We start from the raw sequence: 16,555 nt of genomic DNA on the forward strand, positions 1-16,555 counted from the left end.
TTATTTATTACTATCGTTAAGCGTCTTATCTTGATCGTCTTTGAGGCTGGGGTGTTTGACGTGGTGCAAGATCTGAGAACTATAGATGCTTGAATGTCCTGAGAAGATGTAGGCGACGACACAGGATAAACCCAGGTAGATGCCGATTTGGGCTCCAAAGAGTTCGATGCCCATGAGTGTGCAGGCAATCGGTGTATTTGTTGCACCGGAGAAGACGCCGACAAAACCAATGGCCGCGAGTAGAGCTAGGGGTAAGGGGATGATAAATGAGAGCGCTGAACCTAAAGTGGCGCCGATGAAAAAGAGTGGAGTCACTTCTCCGCCTTTGAAACCAGCTCCGAGAGTGAAAGAAGTGAAGAGCAGTTTTAGGGCAAAGTCATAGGGCATCATTCTTTGAGTGAAGGACTCTTCAATGACAGGAACGCCCAGACCTACGTATTTAGTAAAATCAACTGAAGTTTGACCAAGAGCCCAAAAAGCAAGGGCAAGAACAATGCCACCAATAAAGGGACGTAGGGGTGGGTAGGAGATTTTTTTGGAAAAAAGATCGCTCCAAAAATGGTTGGCTTTGGAGAAAAGCATCGCAGTCCAACCAAAGAGAATGGCCACAAGGAAAGTATAGAAAAGTGTACTTGGACTAAGAGCAAGCGCTTCAGGGTGGAGGTAGTGGGTGTGGGTGACCACAGTAGGGTATTTCCATTGAACACAAACTTGGTCGGCAATAATCGCAGAAAGAAAAGCGGGCAAAATGGCTTGGTACTGCACGCGACCAATGATGTAGACTTCTAAAGCAAAAACGGCCCCTGCTAAAGGGGTGCCAAATACGGCGGAAAAACCCGCTGCGACCCCCGCAATAATGAGGATGCGTCGTTCATCTTTGTCGAGTTTAAAGATTTGGCTGAACTGATCGGCAATAGCTCCACCCATTTGCACACCCGTACCTTCGCGTCCTGCTGAGCCACCAAAAAGGTGAGTGGCAATTGTGCCGAGGGCCACGAGTGGAGCCATGCGTAGTGGAATGATTTTTTTTGGTTGAATGATCTCATCTAGGAGCTGATTGTTGCCTTTGACAACATTTTGCCCAAGGTAGTGATAAATGAGGCCAATGCACAAACCTCCAAGGGGTAGAAGCCAGAGGATCCACATGCGATTATCGCGAAAATTCCCGGCCCATTCCAAGCCCATGAGAAACCAAGCGACGGCAGATCCCACCAAAAGGCCAACAATAATTGAAATGAAAAGCCACTTCGCTAAGTGACCTGCATCTCTGAATTGGCTGGTGAGTTGTTTTTTCATTAGCGTTTAAATTCGACCCAAGTCACGGCGTCACCTGCGGGATCTTCGGAGAGATCGGGGCAGTAGAAGCGTTGGATATATTTTTGTGAGGCAAGGTGTTTGTGTACGGCACGTCTGAGTTGGCCTGAGCCACGACCATGAATGACTTTCACTTGATCGTGATTACTGCCGTAGGCTGAGGAGAGCCAAGTGTCCAATTCACGCAAGGCAGCTTCGGCGTACATGCCGATAAGTTTAATTTCCATGGACACATTATTTGTCAGTCGATAACTCTGCTTAGCTTGCTTGACCTTTGGTTTTTTAACTTCAGGAACTGATTCAGCCGTGCCTAGTTCACTACGTTTAACGGCAATTTGCATGCCATCCGCATCGAGTAGGAATTGTTTGCCACGTTTCTCCACTTTAATGATTTTGGCGTGGCTTTGAAGTTTTTCGACCCAGACTTTATCGCCTTCTTTGAGCTCTTGATCCTTGATGGGCTCAACGGGAGTAGCTTGGTTATTATCGAGAGCCGTGCGCAAGCCATCGCGTTTTTGGATGACCTGTTTGCGAAGATCGCTAATGTCTGCTTCAGGCTGGTGTTTTTTGAGTTTGCGCTCGACTTTTTCCACTTGGCTTCGCGCATTATTGAGGATGCTCTCCGCTTCTCTTTGCGCTTGTCGCAAAATATCTTTACGTTCGCGACGTAGAGTGGTGAGTTCTTCTTGGACGCTCGCAGCTTCTTTTAAAGCTGTGTCGCGACTGTTGCGAGCTTCGCGAGCATCTTGTTGCATCTGACTCTGTTGCTTTTGCAGTTTGCCGATGACGTTCTCGAGCTTGAGTTCTTTGTCGGAGAGGAAGCTCTTTGCATCTTTTAGGATATCGTGGGGTAATCCATGGTTGCGAGCGATTTCGATGGCGTGACTGGCGCCAGGGATACCAATATCGAGAATGTATTCAGGTTTTAGACTCTGACGATTAAAACGTACCGCAGCATTCATCATGCCTTCTTGTTCTTGGGCAAAAACTTTGATGGAACCAATGTGAGTCGTTAAAAGGGTCAATGATTCACTCTTGGCGAGACTCATGAGGATAGCATTGCCCAGGGCACCGCCTTCGACGGGGTCAGTTCCCGAACCCAGTTCATCAAGAAGTACGAGGCTCTTCTTTTTTCGAGCCAGCTTAAGAATGGTACTGACAGATTTTAGGTGAGCAGAGAAAGTTGAAAGATTTTGACTAATGGATTGTTCATCACCAATATCCGCTAAAATATCTTCGAAAAGTGGCAGTTCAGAAAACTCATTAAGTGGAACTGGCAAGCCACTTTGGTGCATGATGCTAATTAAGCCAATTGTTTTGAGGATGAGGGTCTTACCGCCAGTATTTGAACCGGTGACGGCGAGGGTGCCTAGGTCAGAAGGAAGTTCCATGTTCAAGGGGACTAAGTTTTCCTCATGACCTTGCTCTTTGAGAGTTTTAAAGAGTAGAGGGTGGCGTGCATTAATTAACTTGAATGTTTTACCTGTTTGCGGGAAACGTGCTTTGACTTCTTCGGCCCAAGCCTGGACGGCAAAACACTGGTCGCAGAGGGTGAGTGACTTAAAGGCATTCATTAAATCGGGGATCTCGGAACGAATTGAGGCACAGAGTTCCTGGATGATTTTAAGGATGATTTTGCGCTCTTCGCTGAGCATGCCGGCGCGCTCATTGCCTAAAGCAACGATGGATTCGGGCTCAATGAAAATTGTTTGGCCCGTGGCGGATTCGTCGTGTACAATTCCTTTGAGCTTACTTTTTTGATCTCGCTTCAAAGGGACACAAAAACGATCGTTGCGCGAGGTGATGTATTTATCTTGGAATATGTCGTTTTTATCATTCTTTAAGTAGTAATCTAAGCGGTTTTTGATCGCTTTTTCACATTTGCGAATCATTGGGCGGATGCTGGCGAGTTCCTTGGAAGCACTATCCTTGATTTGATCTTTCGCATCAAAAATTTTATTGAATTCATCGCGAAGTTCGCGAAAGGGCAGGATGCGTTCATGGAGTTCGCGAATACTATCGAAAGTTTTGAGTGATTCCTTGTTGAAGCAAGCATACATTTGCGCTGAATAAGTGATGAAGCTTCGGACTTGAATGATTTCATCGGGCTCAATCCATGAATCCACTGCGTTGAGAGCAGTAAGATCTGGGAGCGAAAAATTACTGCAGGGAATGCCTTCTGGGATCAATTGAGTGACGGCATCAAAGTCGCGATAGAGTTTTTGTCGACGGGGGACTTTGGCTGTGCTGGGTTGCAAACGGGCAATAGATTCTTGGCCCGAAGTGCTTCTTGCGTAAGAGGCAATCCAGTTTAAGAGTTCAGGGAATTCCAGGATTTGTTGACTGTGTTGGTTCATACATATAACTATTGTTGAAATTGAGGTGGCAATGTAAAACGCAAAACAAGCACTTCAAGATGAGTATGGGTCTTGCTTTCCCCTATTGTTAAGCTAGCTTAACAGAACAAATAGTTAAAAAACGAGTTATATGTCTTATTCGAGTTACTCTGGAATTGATACAATCTCTGCTTATATGCAGAACGTGGCTAACCTGCCACGATTAACCAGTGAAGAAGAGGTTTATTACTCTTCTAATTTCCGTGAATCACGCGTTCATTTGAATGAACTACTCGCCGCTTTTCCCAAACTCGTCAGAGAACTCTTACTTAATGAAGGTTACCACGATCACGCGGGGCGTAAGAGGCATTATTTTACTGGCGAACGTTCAAGTGATTACTCCGTAGCCGATGTGGTAGAATATCTTTCGAATACAGAAGAACAGAGCGAGGGACATGATCCTGAAGAAAACTCTTTGATCTACAAAGTCTTAGCTAACAAAATACGTGACTTACAATTTTCCGTGGCATTTTACACGGATATGAGTGAGAAATTTAAGCAAAAAGAATTCGAGGATTGTTTTATTTTAGAAGAATCACTCAAGAAGCCTTTTGCCGATGGTTTTCGCAAATCTTATTATCGTATGGAAAATTCGGTCAATGCCATGGTGGAAGGTAATTTGCGCTTGGTTATTTCAATTGCTCGAAAGTACTCAAATTCCCAAGAAGGCTTTCTCGATTTAATTCAAGAAGGCAACATCGGGCTCGTTTCAGCGGTAGAAAAATACGATGCTAGTTTTGGTTACACTTTTTCAACTTATGCGACTTGGTGGATCCGTCAGGCCGTTTCTCGTGCACGAACTGAATTAGTTCGTACGATGAAGCTCCCAGCCAATATCATGGTGAAAGTTAATAAGATTTATCGTACAGAACGCGAGCTCTTTCAGAAATTTGGTCGCGAAGCAACGATTGATGAAGTTTCTGAGGCTGTGGAATTAAGTCCTGCTAAGATCCGCTCCCTTAAACGCATGTGCCAACAGCCCATTTCTTTGCAAACAACTGTTTCGGAAGAGCATACGGGTGAACTTGGCGACATCGTGAGTAATGATGATGACGTCTTGCCTGATGCTGAAGTGGAACAAAAGCAACTGCATGAAAGTTTGGTGGCTATGCTTGATATCCTCAATGAGCGCGAGCAAGAAATTTTGCGTATGCGTTTTGGTTTAGCCGATGGTGAATATCATACACTCGAAAATATTGCTAATGAATTTGGTATATCACGTGAGCGTATTCGACAAATTGAGACTTCGGCACTGAAAAAGTTGCGTCGTCCAACAGCAGTAAAATGCTTAGGCTTAGACCTCTAAAAATCCTAAAAAACTGACTTTTCTAAGTTATTCTAAATCAAGGCTTGTCAAAACAAAGCTTTTCGGTATGTTATGCGCGATTTATATAGACTAAAACTGACCGCATAACGGAGAGACCAGAGATGTCAGAGAACATACAGAAAGAAGAAAATGAGCAGATTGCGATTCGCAAGCAGAAGCTCAAGAATTTAACCGATGCAGGCATCAATGCTTACGGTGAAAAATTTACAGAAACAACTCATTCAGAAACCGCCAAGGCAAACTACAAAGAAGAGACTGAAGGTCAAAAGCTTCGTGTAGCCGGCCGTGTGATGACTGTACGCGTTATGGGCAAGGCACTTTTTGCAACGATTCAAGACGCCGAAGGCCGTATCCAGATCTACGCAAGTCGTAACGAGATGGAACAGCTTGAGTTCAATCGCATGAAGAAAATGGATATCGGCGATATCATTGGTGTTGATGGCGAACTCTTTAAGACAAAGAAAGAAGAAATCACTGTGCGTACCGCGACTTATAAAGTGCTATCCAAAGCTCTTCGTCCTCTTCCAGAAAAATTCCACGGCCTCAAAGACGTAGAAACTCGTTACCGTCAGCGTTACCTCGATCTCATTTCTAATGAAGAGAGCCGTCGTGTTTTCCGTCAGCGTGCGGCGATTATTTCCGCAATGCGTGAGTACCTCGAAAAAGATAGCTACATGGAAGTGGAAACTCCCATGATGCACCCCATTCCTGGTGGTGCTTCCGCTCGTCCTTTCGTGACTCACTACAATGCTCTTGACCAAGAGATGTTCATGCGTATTGCTCCTGAGCTCTACCTCAAGATGCTTCTCGTAGGTGGTTTCGAACGCGTTTTCGAAATCAACCGCAACTTCCGTAACGAAGGTGTTTCAAAGCAGCATAATCCTGAGTTTACGGCGATTGAAGCTTATCAAGCCTATGGCGATTGCTCCACAATGATGGATCTCATGCAGGGCATCATCCGTCACTGCGCACAAAAAGTGATTGGGACACTTCAGGTCACGCACCCCGATGGTAAAGTCATCGACTTCGAAAAAGATTTTAGAGTTGTGACTCACCGCGATTTACTCATCGAACACACGAGAGAAGATTGGTTTGAAATCACTGATGAAGAACGTGCCAACATCGCTCGTGAAATGGGCTGCACAATCATGCCAGATTGGACTGAAGAAGAAATTACTGAAGAAGTTTACTCAAAGAAAATTGAGCCGACGCTCATTCAGCCAACTTTCGTGACTAAGCTTCCAGTTCACATGGTGCCATTAGCCAAACGTTGTTCAGAAAATCCTGAGCTCGTTGATGTTTTCGAATTAGTTTGCGATGGTAAAGAACTAGCACCTGGTTACTCAGAGCTAAACGACCCTATCGAGCAACGCCAGCGCCTCATGGCTCAGTTTGAACGAGCGAAAGGCACTGAAGAAGAAGATAGTGGTCGCATTGACGAAAGTTTCCTAACAGCTCTCGAACACGGCATGCCGCCAGCTGGTGGTATGGGTATGGGCGTTGACCGCCTCGTGATGATGCTCACTGGAGCGCCTACAATTCGCGACGTGATCTTATTCCCCCAGCTTAAAAATATTTAAGTTAAGCTGACCGTAATTAAAAAGGCGAAATCATTTGATTTCGCCTTTTTAGTTTTTAAAGCTGAACAGTTAGTTGCTCAAAACCTCTAGAGTGGGGTTCACTCGGGTGCGAAGTCTTGGCCTATACAGTTGATTTTCTAAAGAGTTTTTGACTGTTAAGCTCCTTGTTATCTGAGCAGTAAAATATTCATACTTGGATAGCTAGGCTCCAAGCTAGCTGTTCAGGAATGCCCCTTTGGACCGCCAGGCTCCAGCTTGGCATTTGCGGATAGAAATGAATTAGGTCAGCATTGTATAAGCCGGTCAGGAATGCCCCTTTGGACCGCCAGGCTCCAGCCTGGCAGTTGCGGATAGAAATGAGTTAGGTCAGCATTGTATAAGCCGGTTAGGGGTCACCCTTTGGACCGCCAGGCTCCAGCCTGGCATTTGCGGATAGAAATGAGTTAGGTCAGCATTGTATAAGCCGATCAGGAGCCCGGCGGTCCCATCATAAATCCGGTCAGGAGCCCGGCGGCCCCATGAACACCAGTTTGGACGCTGTGGACAAAAGTAGTTTCTTCCAATAAAATTCTTCCATTTTTATTGTTGATCGTTTAGGGTATTTCCAATGGAGAAATGAGATGAATAATAATAGTGTATGAAGAAGCCGAGGCTATTTACCTCATTATGATGAAATGGGGATTTATCAGTCACTTACTTTTCGATTGTTTGGTAGCATCCCTCAAAAAATCATTCAGCAGTTTCGTGAAGAACTTGAAAATGTCGATGCTAAATTACTTCATCAAGAAATGAAAGAGAAAATTGAGGAGGCTTTAGCTCAGGGTATGGGATACTGTGCATTTAAGCACGATGAATTAGCTGGAGTCATGCAAGAAGCCTTGTTTCATTTTGATGGAGAACGATATGATTTAATTGCATGGTGCATCATGCCAAATCATGTCCATGTACTTATTAGGGTCAATGATCAATTGGCAAAGATAATTAATTCTTGGAAGTCTTTTGTAGGGAAATATGCCTTGAGTAATAGGCGTAAATTTGGTATAGAGGAGGATCAAAAAAGCTTTTGGTTGCGCGAGTATTGGGATCGTTATATACGAAATGAAAATCATTTATTAAAAACAATAAACTATATCCATCAGAATCCAGTAAAAGCTGGTTTGTGTTCCGATGTCATAGAGTGGAAGTGGTCGAGTGCCTATAATGGGAAGTGAATAAAAGAGCTCTGCTTTCGTCGACTAGGAATAAGCCTTTGGATAGCTAGGCTCCAGCCTGGCATTTGCGGATAGAAATGAGTTAGGTCAGCATTGTATAAGCCGGTTAGGAATAAGCCTTTGGACCGCCAGGCTCCAGCCTGGCATTTGCGGATAGAAATGACATTAGGTCAACATTGTATAAGCCGGTCAGGAGCCCGGCGGTCCCATCATAAATCCAGTCAGGAGCCCGGCGCGCCCATCATAAAGCCGGTCAGGAGCCCGGCGCGCCCATCATAAAGCCGGTCAGGAGCCCGGCGCGCCCATCATAAATCCAATCAGGAGCCCGGCGGTCCCATCATAAATCCGATCAGGAGCCCGGTGGTCCCATGCTGAGAGAAGAATTTTGAAATTAGAGTCCATCTACTCTCTGATCAAACCCACCTGTGCTGGATTCCACATGGCCGTCACCCGCTAAAATGTTGGCGCGACCACCGGTTTTGTGAGTATCTGCGGTAGCTTCGGAGCCTTGAATATAACTTTCGGTAGCGACTCGACTTTGAGGATCTTCGATATATTTAAACTTGGCTCCTGCAATACCCTCACAAAAGCTATAAACTTTAGCTTTTGGATCAGTTCCAGTATTTCGTTTTGCCATGCATGATAGAGCTCCATATTCTAATTCCCAAACATCGCCTGGGTCATTCTTAGGCGCCGAGCTATAACTTTGGAGGTACGAAGAGGAAGATGTGGGTATATTTGTCTCAGCACCATCATGGAAATACATGATCATTGCAGTCCCAATCATTTTTAGGTTACCAGTACAGCCCTTTTGTCGAGCTTTGTCACGAGCTGATCCAAGTGAGGGTAAAATAATGGGAGTAAGTAAGCCCATGATGAAGATGATAACTAGTGCATCAATTAGTGTGAATTTTTTTCTCATGAAAAAAAATCAAAAACTTTCCATTTCCATTTTTTCTTGCTCAATGAGTTTCTTGATGAAGTCAAGATTCATTAAGTTCTCGGTATATTTGGCGAGATTCGGCCATTGCGTGGCATCTATTTCGTAGCCTAGATTAAAGAAATTGGCAAAATTGCTCGCTAGACTCAGGTCAGCTAAAGTAAGGCATTCATTGACGAGAAATTTCTTACCTTCTAGTTGTTCTTCGAGGTAGTTGAAAATGACGGGGAATTGCATTTCTTTACTTTTAATTATGGCTTCATCGGGTTCACGGCCAAGAAATTTGGGGGCGCCGAAACGTTCGAAGAAAATACCGGAAATTATTTCTGAGACTTTGGTGTCGGAATACTCATCAAACCACATGGCGCGCGCTAGACTATGAGGTTCTTGGGGAATCACAGGGTTCTGTGCATATTTCTTATCGAGGTAATGCACGATGACTGAGGAATCGCTGATACTAAAGTTGTTGTCAGTAAGGTAGGGGATTTTTCCAAGAGGAGATTTAAGCAAGACTTCGGGGTCTTGACTCGGAGGTACCATGATGTGTTGATATGCAAGGTTTTTTAATTCGAGAACGAGGCGAACTTTTCGAACATAAAGTGAGACGCTAAAGCCATATAAAGTGATCATGATTTCGGTTCTTTCTCACTTTGAGGGGATGAGGTTTGGTATCCCAGTTAAATTTCCTTTAGTGAAATAGAGCATCATTTTTAGATATTCTTTAGATCTAAACCCTCTGGCCCGTCTTTTAACTGCTGAGAAAACGGAATTAATTCCTTCCAATACAGCATTACTTGTTCCGTGCCTCCATCGAGCAATAATTCCATCAAAATGTTTTGTAAGAGATTCGGCAAATTTCTTTAGAGGGTTTAAAAAGTATTTCCACATTTCTTTTTCAGCTTCATTATGAACCCAAGATATCCATGCTTTTAACCCTAACAAAGCTTTGATTTCGGACTTCGTTTTAAAAATATCTTGGAGACTTAAGCGCATTTGGTATGCCATGGCTGTTGCAGTGTTCAGCTCTTTTAATTTTTCTATAGTTTGCTGATCTTTTTCCTTGAGTTTGTCTCTGTTCTTTTGAAATAAACGAGGCTTTTTTAGGAGGTTTCGAATATCACCTTTTGTACGGCGCTCTCTGGAACAAACTTTGCCAATTGCTTTGTTTAAGTTTTGTGCAATATGGAAGTAGTCAAATACTTTACGAGCATTGCGCATATTTGAATCAACGCCACTTTTATAAGAGGGACTCATATCCATGCTAACTTCAGTAATTGCATGAGGGTGACCGTCTTTCAGGTAAAGTTCCTCGGTGAATTGTTCAAAAACTTGTGCATCTTTGCCGTCTGCAGCGAATAGAACACTATGGTTTTCCATATCCACAAAAACACTTACATAACGATGACCTTTTGCGATACTCAACTCATCTACTCCAATTCTCGTGAGTTCACTCCAGTCAAGTTTGGCCCGTTCTTTATCAATATATACTCTTAGAATCCTCCATAATTTTTGATCATCAACTTTCATTAATTTACCTACTTTTGACACGGGCATATGACGCATGAGGGTCAAGGCTAATGCCTCAAAGTCTTTACTGGAATGTTTATTGACACCTTCCCAAGGAGCTCGAATTGTCCACGTTTTTTTACAGGATTTACAAAGGGCACGAGGCAATCGGCATTTTAATACAGTTTTATAAGTCCACATTTGTAGATGATCCCATAGCCTTTCATTTGCATGATCTTTTATAATTAAATCGGTTCTCTTACAACAAGGGCATTCCATACCTTCTAAAAGTTTAGCTGTATCTTTAATTGTCACTTCAATACATGATTGCTCTGCCAAAACTTCTAGTTTACTAACTTCCCATTTATCCCCGAGATTTAACATTTCTGCAAAAAGTTGTTCGGTCATCATTAGCTCCTATTTTGATAAGCTTAACAATACTCCTTGGAGCATCTATCCACAAAAAATGAGAAAGAACCATGATTTCTTTCCTAATTATTTGTTTCAGAAGAAATTATATTCGCGACTCTCGCAAAGCAAAATTTATACGAATTTTTAATACTTCTAAGCCTCAAGGAAAGACTTACTTGACCGTTTTAAGTGTCTCGTAGGCTTGGTTGATTTGGTGGAGTTTTTCTTTGGCCCATTCTTGTTTGTCTTGGGAGGCTTTAACAAGTTTATCTGGATGATAGAGCGAGCATTGACGTCGCCAAGCTAATTTAATCTGCTCTTGATCAACCATGGAGCCAATCTGCAGTGTGTGATAAGCTTCCGCATGGGGATTGAGGAATTGTTCTCGAACGGGCATATAGTTAATGGGGTGTAGCTCAAAATCTTTAACGATTTTGAGGAGCCACCTGTCGGCTAAATAAGAAATCTCTCCATGGCACAAGGACATAGCGAGGCACATATTAAAGATGCGTTGAACTTCGGTGTTGTCGTGGCCCCAAGCTTTGTTGATTTTTTCGATCTGCGTTTTGGCTTCGGTCTCGATATCGTGCACACTCTGGATACGATTGAAAATTTGAACTGCATAAGTCGCCGGGCGTGAATGCATGGCAAGCTCATCTTTAATTAAATAATGCAGTAAGCTAGCTTCGCGTTTGGAGATAAAAAAATCTGATTTGGCAAAGCAAGCAAGCAGGGTAAAAGTCCCTTGCATGAGCGTACGACTGCGTTCCGCAGCACTCATAGCAGAGATATCTGGGGCTTTGCGCTTACCGCCAATAATGAGCATTTGCAGTTTGCGCGCAGTGATATTTTTTGAATTAAAAATACTCGCAATTTCAGGGGAGAAAAATTCTTCTGTCCAAGTCATGAGAGTTCTGCACTTGTGCCAATGAGTTCTGCAGTCTTTCCAAAAATGTTTGTGCCCTTACCAAGTTTTTTCACCATTTCTTCTAAATCGGCAATGACTTCTGCATGGCGTTCGCCACCCGGGAGGATTTTTTCGATTTGAGGCACAAGGACCTCGGGACGAACATCGCCTTGGAGGTACTCACGATAGATTTCTTTCTCGGCAATAATATTCACCATGGTGAAGTAATTCAGATCCACCAAGCGTTTGGCGAGGAAGTAGGTGAAGGCATTCACTTTGTATATAGAAATTAAAGGCAAGCCAAGTATGGCTGCTTGAATAGTGACGGTGCCCGAAGATGCGAGTCCCGCAATAGCTTTTTGCATCCAATAAACGCTACGCCCATTTTCAATAATGAATTTGGATTTGTCGGGAACATCTTTTATGGCGTCTGTAATCATAGGTATAAGGTATTCCCGTGCAGCAGGGATCACAAATTTCAAATTGGGATGTTTGGAACTAATTTCCAGTGCCGAATCAATCATCGGTTTTAGAAGCGTGCTGAGTTCGCTTTTACGGCTGCCTGGGAGCAGAACAAATTTGTCGGGATCACGTTTATCTTCAATTTTTTCTTCACCCAGTAATTCAATCAGGGGGTGGCCCAGGAAATCGGCTTGAAAGTTGTGCTTTCTCCAGAAATCAACTTCAAAGGGGAAGATGACAATCAATCGATCGACTACTTGCTTGATGGTTGGGATGCGGCTTTTGTGCCAGGCCCAGACTTGGGGACTGATATAATAAATAGTTTTGATTTTGAGTTCGTGCAATTTTTTGGCGAGGCGTAAGTTGTAACCAGGATAATCCACCAAGACCACGGCGTCGGGGCGCTCTTGTTCTGCGCGCTCTACCATCTTGTTAAAAATGCGTTTGAACATGGGGTAGCGCTTGATGACTTCTACGAAGCCCATGACTGCCATTTCACTAGAGTCTTGAATGATTTCGGCGCCAGCTTCTTGCAGTTCACGGCAGCCCATGGCTTTGATATGCACGTCGGGATATTGTTTTTTGAGTTCAGAGTAAATGCGTGCTCCGTAAATCTCGCCGGAGGCTTCACCTGTGATAATCCAAATGCATTTGCTCATAGTTTGTTCCCGTGTTAAATGATCGCTCAATTTAGTGGGAAAGTGAACTCTTGCAAAGATTGAAAGTCATTCATCTATGCTTAAATTATGTGAAAATTTTAAAAAGGAAAAATGAGATGACTCAAGAAGAAATTGAAAAGATCATTATTGCGGGTCTACGTGCAGAGAAATCTTTGAATGAGATTCACAAGGAACTTCAAACTGAACACAATGTAAAAATGACTTTCATGGAGCTTCGCCTCCTGAGTGCTGATTTAGATATTGATTGGGATTCTTTAGAGCCAGAGCCTGAAGTTGTGGAAGAAGATCCAGCTGAAGCGGCGGCGAAAGCCCAAATGTTGGAAGATCAGGCTTCTTCAGTACAAATTGAAGTTTCAAAAATCTCTCGTCCTGATGCGGCCTTGAGTGGCACAGTGAGTTTCCCTTCTGGCTTGAGTGGAGAATGGACTTTGGATCACTACGGTCAATTAGGTATGGATCTAGGTGATCCGGAAGCACGTCCTTCAGAAGAAGAAATGATGGAGTTCCAAAACACACTTCGTGCCCAGTTAGGCGGGTAATTTCATCTCACTGAGCTTTATGCGCCTTAATCATAATCGGGGATAATTATGCCTAAATTTGCACGGGTACTCCCCGATATGTCATTGGATAAAACTTTTGACTACAAAATCCCTGCGGGCATGGATTTGCGTTTGGGTTGCCGTGTACGCATCCCCTTTGGTAGAACTGAACGAACGGGCTATGTGGTCGACCTCGTTGATAAAAGTGACTTCCCCGAAAATCGCCTCAAAGCTATAGCCGTTAATGAAGGTCATTTAATTCCTGAAAAAATGATGCAACTCGGCCAATGGATTGCCGATTATTATTGCACTGGCATGATTCAGTCCGTGCGTAATATGTTGCCTGCTCCCGTACGCAAAGACAAGGTCAAAGAAAAGACTCAAAAACTTTTGAGTTTTGCCGAAGGCATTCAGCCTCCCTCCCTCGTTCCCGAATTAGAAAAAAAATATCCTCCGCGTGCAGCGGTAGTCAAAGCTTTGCTTGGCCTCAAAGAAGCGCCACAAGCATTGTTGATGAAAGTGGCGAATGTTTCGGCTTCTCCAATCAAGAGTCTTCTCAAAGCAGGTATTCTTGAAGAAGAAGTTCGCCATGTTGAGCGCGATCCCTTTGGCGATGAAGAGGTCATCATTAGTAAACCACTAGAATTGACTGACGAGCAAACTGACGCATTTAAACTCATTACCAATGAAATGGATGAAGAAAAGCCTGCGACTGTGGTGCTGTATGGTATCACCGGTAGTGGTAAAACAGAAGTTTATTTACAGGCGATTGCCGAAGCTTTATCTCGTGGCAAACAGGCGATTGTTCTCGTTCCAGAAATTTCGCTAACTCCGCAAACTGTGCATCGCTTTCGCTCGCGTTTTGGGAAGCAAGTGAGTGTATTGCATAGTGGCCTAAGCGAGGGCGAACGTTATGATCAATGGAAATTGATTTCACGCGGCGAAACTCAAATTGTTGTTGGGGCGCGTTCCGCACTTTTTGCTCCTTTTCATAATCCAGGAATTATCGTTGTTGACGAAGAACATGAACCTTCCTACAAACAGGATAGCCATCCAAGATACAATGCGCGAGACATTGCTGTCATGCGCGGAATTATGGATAAATGCCCTGTGGTGCTGGGGTCGGCAACCCCTTCTTTTGAAACCATGAATAATGCCAACCAAGGCAAATATAAAATGGCGAAATTGACGCAACGTCCAAGTACTGCCGTTGTGCCCAGCATCAAACTGGTGGATATGCGGACAGAAGCGGCGGCAACGGGAAGCAATCAGATTTTTTCTAGAGAACTCATCGAGTCGGTGAAGCAACAATTACACGATCGCATGCAGACCATCCTCTTTCTCAATAGGCGTGGTTATTCAACTCATTTGACTTGCGAAAAATGTCAGTACACCTCCAAATGTGGGGATTGTAGCACATCGCATACCTACCATCGAAAAAGCAATGTTTTGATTTGCCACCTCTGCGGTGATATCAAAGAACCTCCCACAAAATGTCCTGATTGTGGGCATAAAGATCTTTCTTTTTCAGGGCTTGGTACGGAAAAGATTGAACGACTCTGTCGTGGTGTTTTTCCCAATGCGCGTATTGCTCGCATGGATAGCGATACGATGACGCGCAAAGATTCCCACAAGACTATGTTGGGAGATTTTCAGCAGGGCAAATACGATATTCTCATTGGCACACAAATGATTGCCAAAGGTCTGCACTTCCCTCGTGTTACATTAGTAGGAGTTGTCTTTGCCGATGCGGGGCTCAATATGGCGGACTTTCGTGCGGCAGAACGAACTTTTCAGCTCTTGGCTCAGGTTTCGGGTCGTTCGGGACGTGGTGATGACGCGGGCCGCGTCTTGATCCAGACTTATAACCCCACTCACCCTGCATTGCAGTGTGCTTTAGAAGGTGATTTTGATGCATTCTATGAAGACGAAAAAATGGGTAGGGAAGTGATGAAGTTTCCACCTTTTAGCAAAATGGTACTGATTCATTTTCGCGGGCCAGAAGAAGGGCCGCTTGCGAGCCTCGCAAGTGACTTTAGTCAACATCTTAGTAAAGCGTGTACAAAAGATGATCGTCTCATGCCTGCGGTGCCTTCGCCAATCGAAAAAGTTCGTGGTCAATACCGTTATCAGCTCACTATTTTTTCAGATAATATTCGTCGTCTCGTGCGAGTTTTGAATTGGTTACGACTCAATTATAAGGCTCCCAAAGAATATAAAATCATTATCGATGTGGATCCGCAATCATTGATGTAGATTGATGCTTATCGTGTCTTATGATTTGTTTAAATTCTCGCTTTGAGGTCTATTAAGCAAAATTAATTGGAGAACTTTGATGAATGAAAAAACCATAAGTAAAAAATTTATTATTGGTGATGTGCAGCTTGGCTTTGTTTGCGATAGCTTTGGAGCGAAAATCCTCGCTTTTTATAAAGAGGGTAAGAATTCTCTTTTCTATGCAGAAGATGACATCTCTCACAGCGGTATACCTTTGTGCTTTCCGAGTTTTGGCCCCTTAGAGAATAATCATTTTCTTTGGCAGGGGAAAGCCTACGAAATGAAGCAACATGGCTTCGCTCGTGATAATGATTTTGAACTTTTGAGTCAAGGTGAATCTAGCCTCAGCCTCGTTTTACGAAGTGCGCAAAAGACTAAAGAGCGCTTCCCCTTTGATTTTGAATTTAAAGTCACTTATTCTTTAGTAGCTGGCGAACTCATTATGGACTATGATTTCAAAAATCTTTCTGCAGAAGCGCTTCCTTTAGCGCCAGGTATCCACCCTTACTTTGCCGTTGATGACCCCAATGAAATTCTCTTCTCTTCCAATGCGCAGTCAGTGAATAATAATTTACAAAACTACGCCTTGATAGACATGGCTGAAGCCGAGTGTTTTGAGCCTGTAGGCGAGCAAACTTATCGGATTCATGGGGCACCCGATTTACATGTTTCAGGACATACGCAATCAAGGAATCTTCTCAATTTAGGCAGTCAAAAAATCGAGATGACCTTTGATTCCTTGCTCTTCAAACGTTACACCATTTGGCGAAAAGATGCCGATGTTAATTATATTTGTTTTGAGCCCGCCAATGAAAAAAATGCGCTCAACGCAAATCCTCAGATGATTGAGCCAGATAAAAGCTGGCAAACGCGAGTTATACTCAAGTAGTTCAAACAAAGACAAGTAAGAACAGTTCTTGAAATGACAATGGGGTTAGCAAGAATCAGAAAGGACGCTAAGCTTGCTAAAAATCAAACTGTCTTAAGCCGAGTGTCTTGCGCTAA

General features: G+C 43.6%; 13 protein-coding genes. 6 read left to right on the top strand and 7 right to left on the bottom strand.

Annotation, left to right across the window (positions count from 1 at the left end; translation table 11 throughout):
- Positions 1–1,296, bottom strand: a complete 1,296-nt coding sequence (locus tag LNTAR_RS08230; protein ID WP_007278218.1) for a voltage-gated chloride channel family protein — start codon at positions 1,294–1,296, stop codon at positions 1–3.
- Positions 1,296–3,671, bottom strand: a complete 2,376-nt coding sequence (locus LNTAR_RS08235) for an endonuclease MutS2 (protein ID WP_007278219.1) — start codon at positions 3,669–3,671, stop codon at positions 1,296–1,298. Before LNTAR_RS08235 ends, LNTAR_RS08230 begins: the two co-directional genes overlap by 1 nt.
- Positions 3,672–3,801: 130 nt before the next feature.
- Between LNTAR_RS08235 and LNTAR_RS25410 the strand changes: the two genes are divergently transcribed.
- The 3 genes from LNTAR_RS25410 to LNTAR_RS08250 all read left to right on the top strand — a co-directional run bounded on the left by LNTAR_RS25410 (position 3,802) and on the right by LNTAR_RS08250 (position 7,828).
- On the top strand, positions 3,802–5,016 hold the full coding sequence (locus LNTAR_RS25410) for a sigma-70 family RNA polymerase sigma factor (protein ID WP_007278220.1): 1,215 nt from the start codon (positions 3,802–3,804) through the stop codon (positions 5,014–5,016).
- A 122-nt stretch (positions 5,017–5,138) separates the two neighbouring features.
- A complete protein-coding gene (gene lysS / locus LNTAR_RS08245) occupies positions 5,139–6,617 on the top strand; it encodes a lysine--tRNA ligase (protein WP_007278221.1) in 1,479 nt (492 codons plus the stop codon).
- A gap of 674 nt (positions 6,618–7,291) precedes the next feature.
- A complete protein-coding gene (locus LNTAR_RS08250) occupies positions 7,292–7,828 on the top strand; it encodes an REP-associated tyrosine transposase (RefSeq protein ID WP_007278222.1) in 537 nt (178 codons plus the stop codon).
- Between the two features lie 391 nt (positions 7,829–8,219).
- On the opposite strand, the gene LNTAR_RS08255 is transcribed toward LNTAR_RS08250, so the two are convergent.
- The 5 genes from LNTAR_RS08255 to lpxB all read right to left on the bottom strand — a co-directional run bounded on the left by LNTAR_RS08255 (position 8,220) and on the right by lpxB (position 12,713).
- Positions 8,220–8,750: a type II secretion system protein gene (locus LNTAR_RS08255; RefSeq protein ID WP_007278223.1), complete on the bottom strand. Its 531-nt coding sequence runs from the start codon at positions 8,748–8,750 to the stop codon at positions 8,220–8,222.
- A 9-nt stretch (positions 8,751–8,759) separates the two neighbouring features.
- Positions 8,760–9,398 (bottom strand): glutathione S-transferase family protein, encoded by a 639-nt coding sequence (locus LNTAR_RS08260; RefSeq protein ID WP_007278224.1) that lies wholly within the window; start codon positions 9,396–9,398, stop codon positions 8,760–8,762.
- 15 nt (positions 9,399–9,413) lie between these two features.
- Positions 9,414–10,685, bottom strand: a complete 1,272-nt coding sequence (locus tag LNTAR_RS08265) for an ISL3 family transposase (protein ID WP_238527699.1) — start codon at positions 10,683–10,685, stop codon at positions 9,414–9,416.
- Between the two features lie 172 nt (positions 10,686–10,857).
- Positions 10,858–11,592 (bottom strand): J domain-containing protein, encoded by a 735-nt coding sequence (locus tag LNTAR_RS08270; protein ID WP_007278225.1) that lies wholly within the window; start codon positions 11,590–11,592, stop codon positions 10,858–10,860.
- A complete protein-coding gene (gene lpxB / locus LNTAR_RS08275; RefSeq protein WP_007278226.1) occupies positions 11,589–12,713 on the bottom strand; it encodes a lipid-A-disaccharide synthase in 1,125 nt (374 codons plus the stop codon). Before lpxB ends, LNTAR_RS08270 begins: the two co-directional genes overlap by 4 nt.
- A 116-nt stretch (positions 12,714–12,829) precedes the next feature.
- Here lpxB and LNTAR_RS08280 point away from each other — a divergent pair, with 116 nt between their 5' ends.
- From LNTAR_RS08280 to LNTAR_RS08290, 3 genes are all read left to right on the top strand, one after another.
- Positions 12,830–13,273: a hypothetical protein gene (locus tag LNTAR_RS08280; protein ID WP_007278227.1), complete on the top strand. Its 444-nt coding sequence runs from the start codon at positions 12,830–12,832 to the stop codon at positions 13,271–13,273.
- Positions 13,274–13,321: 48 nt separating this feature from the next.
- Complete coding sequence (gene priA / locus LNTAR_RS08285; protein WP_007278228.1) at positions 13,322–15,529, top strand: replication restart helicase PriA; 2,208 nt, start codon at positions 13,322–13,324, stop codon at positions 15,527–15,529.
- 79 nt (positions 15,530–15,608) lie between these two features.
- Complete coding sequence (locus LNTAR_RS08290) at positions 15,609–16,439, top strand: aldose epimerase family protein (protein WP_007278229.1); 831 nt, start codon at positions 15,609–15,611, stop codon at positions 16,437–16,439.
- The last annotated feature ends 116 nt before the right edge of the window (positions 16,440–16,555 follow it).

Origin of the sequence: Lentisphaera araneosa HTCC2155 (assembly GCF_000170755.1) — a bacterium.
Lineage (GTDB): Bacteria > Verrucomicrobiota > Lentisphaeria > Lentisphaerales > Lentisphaeraceae > Lentisphaera > Lentisphaera araneosa.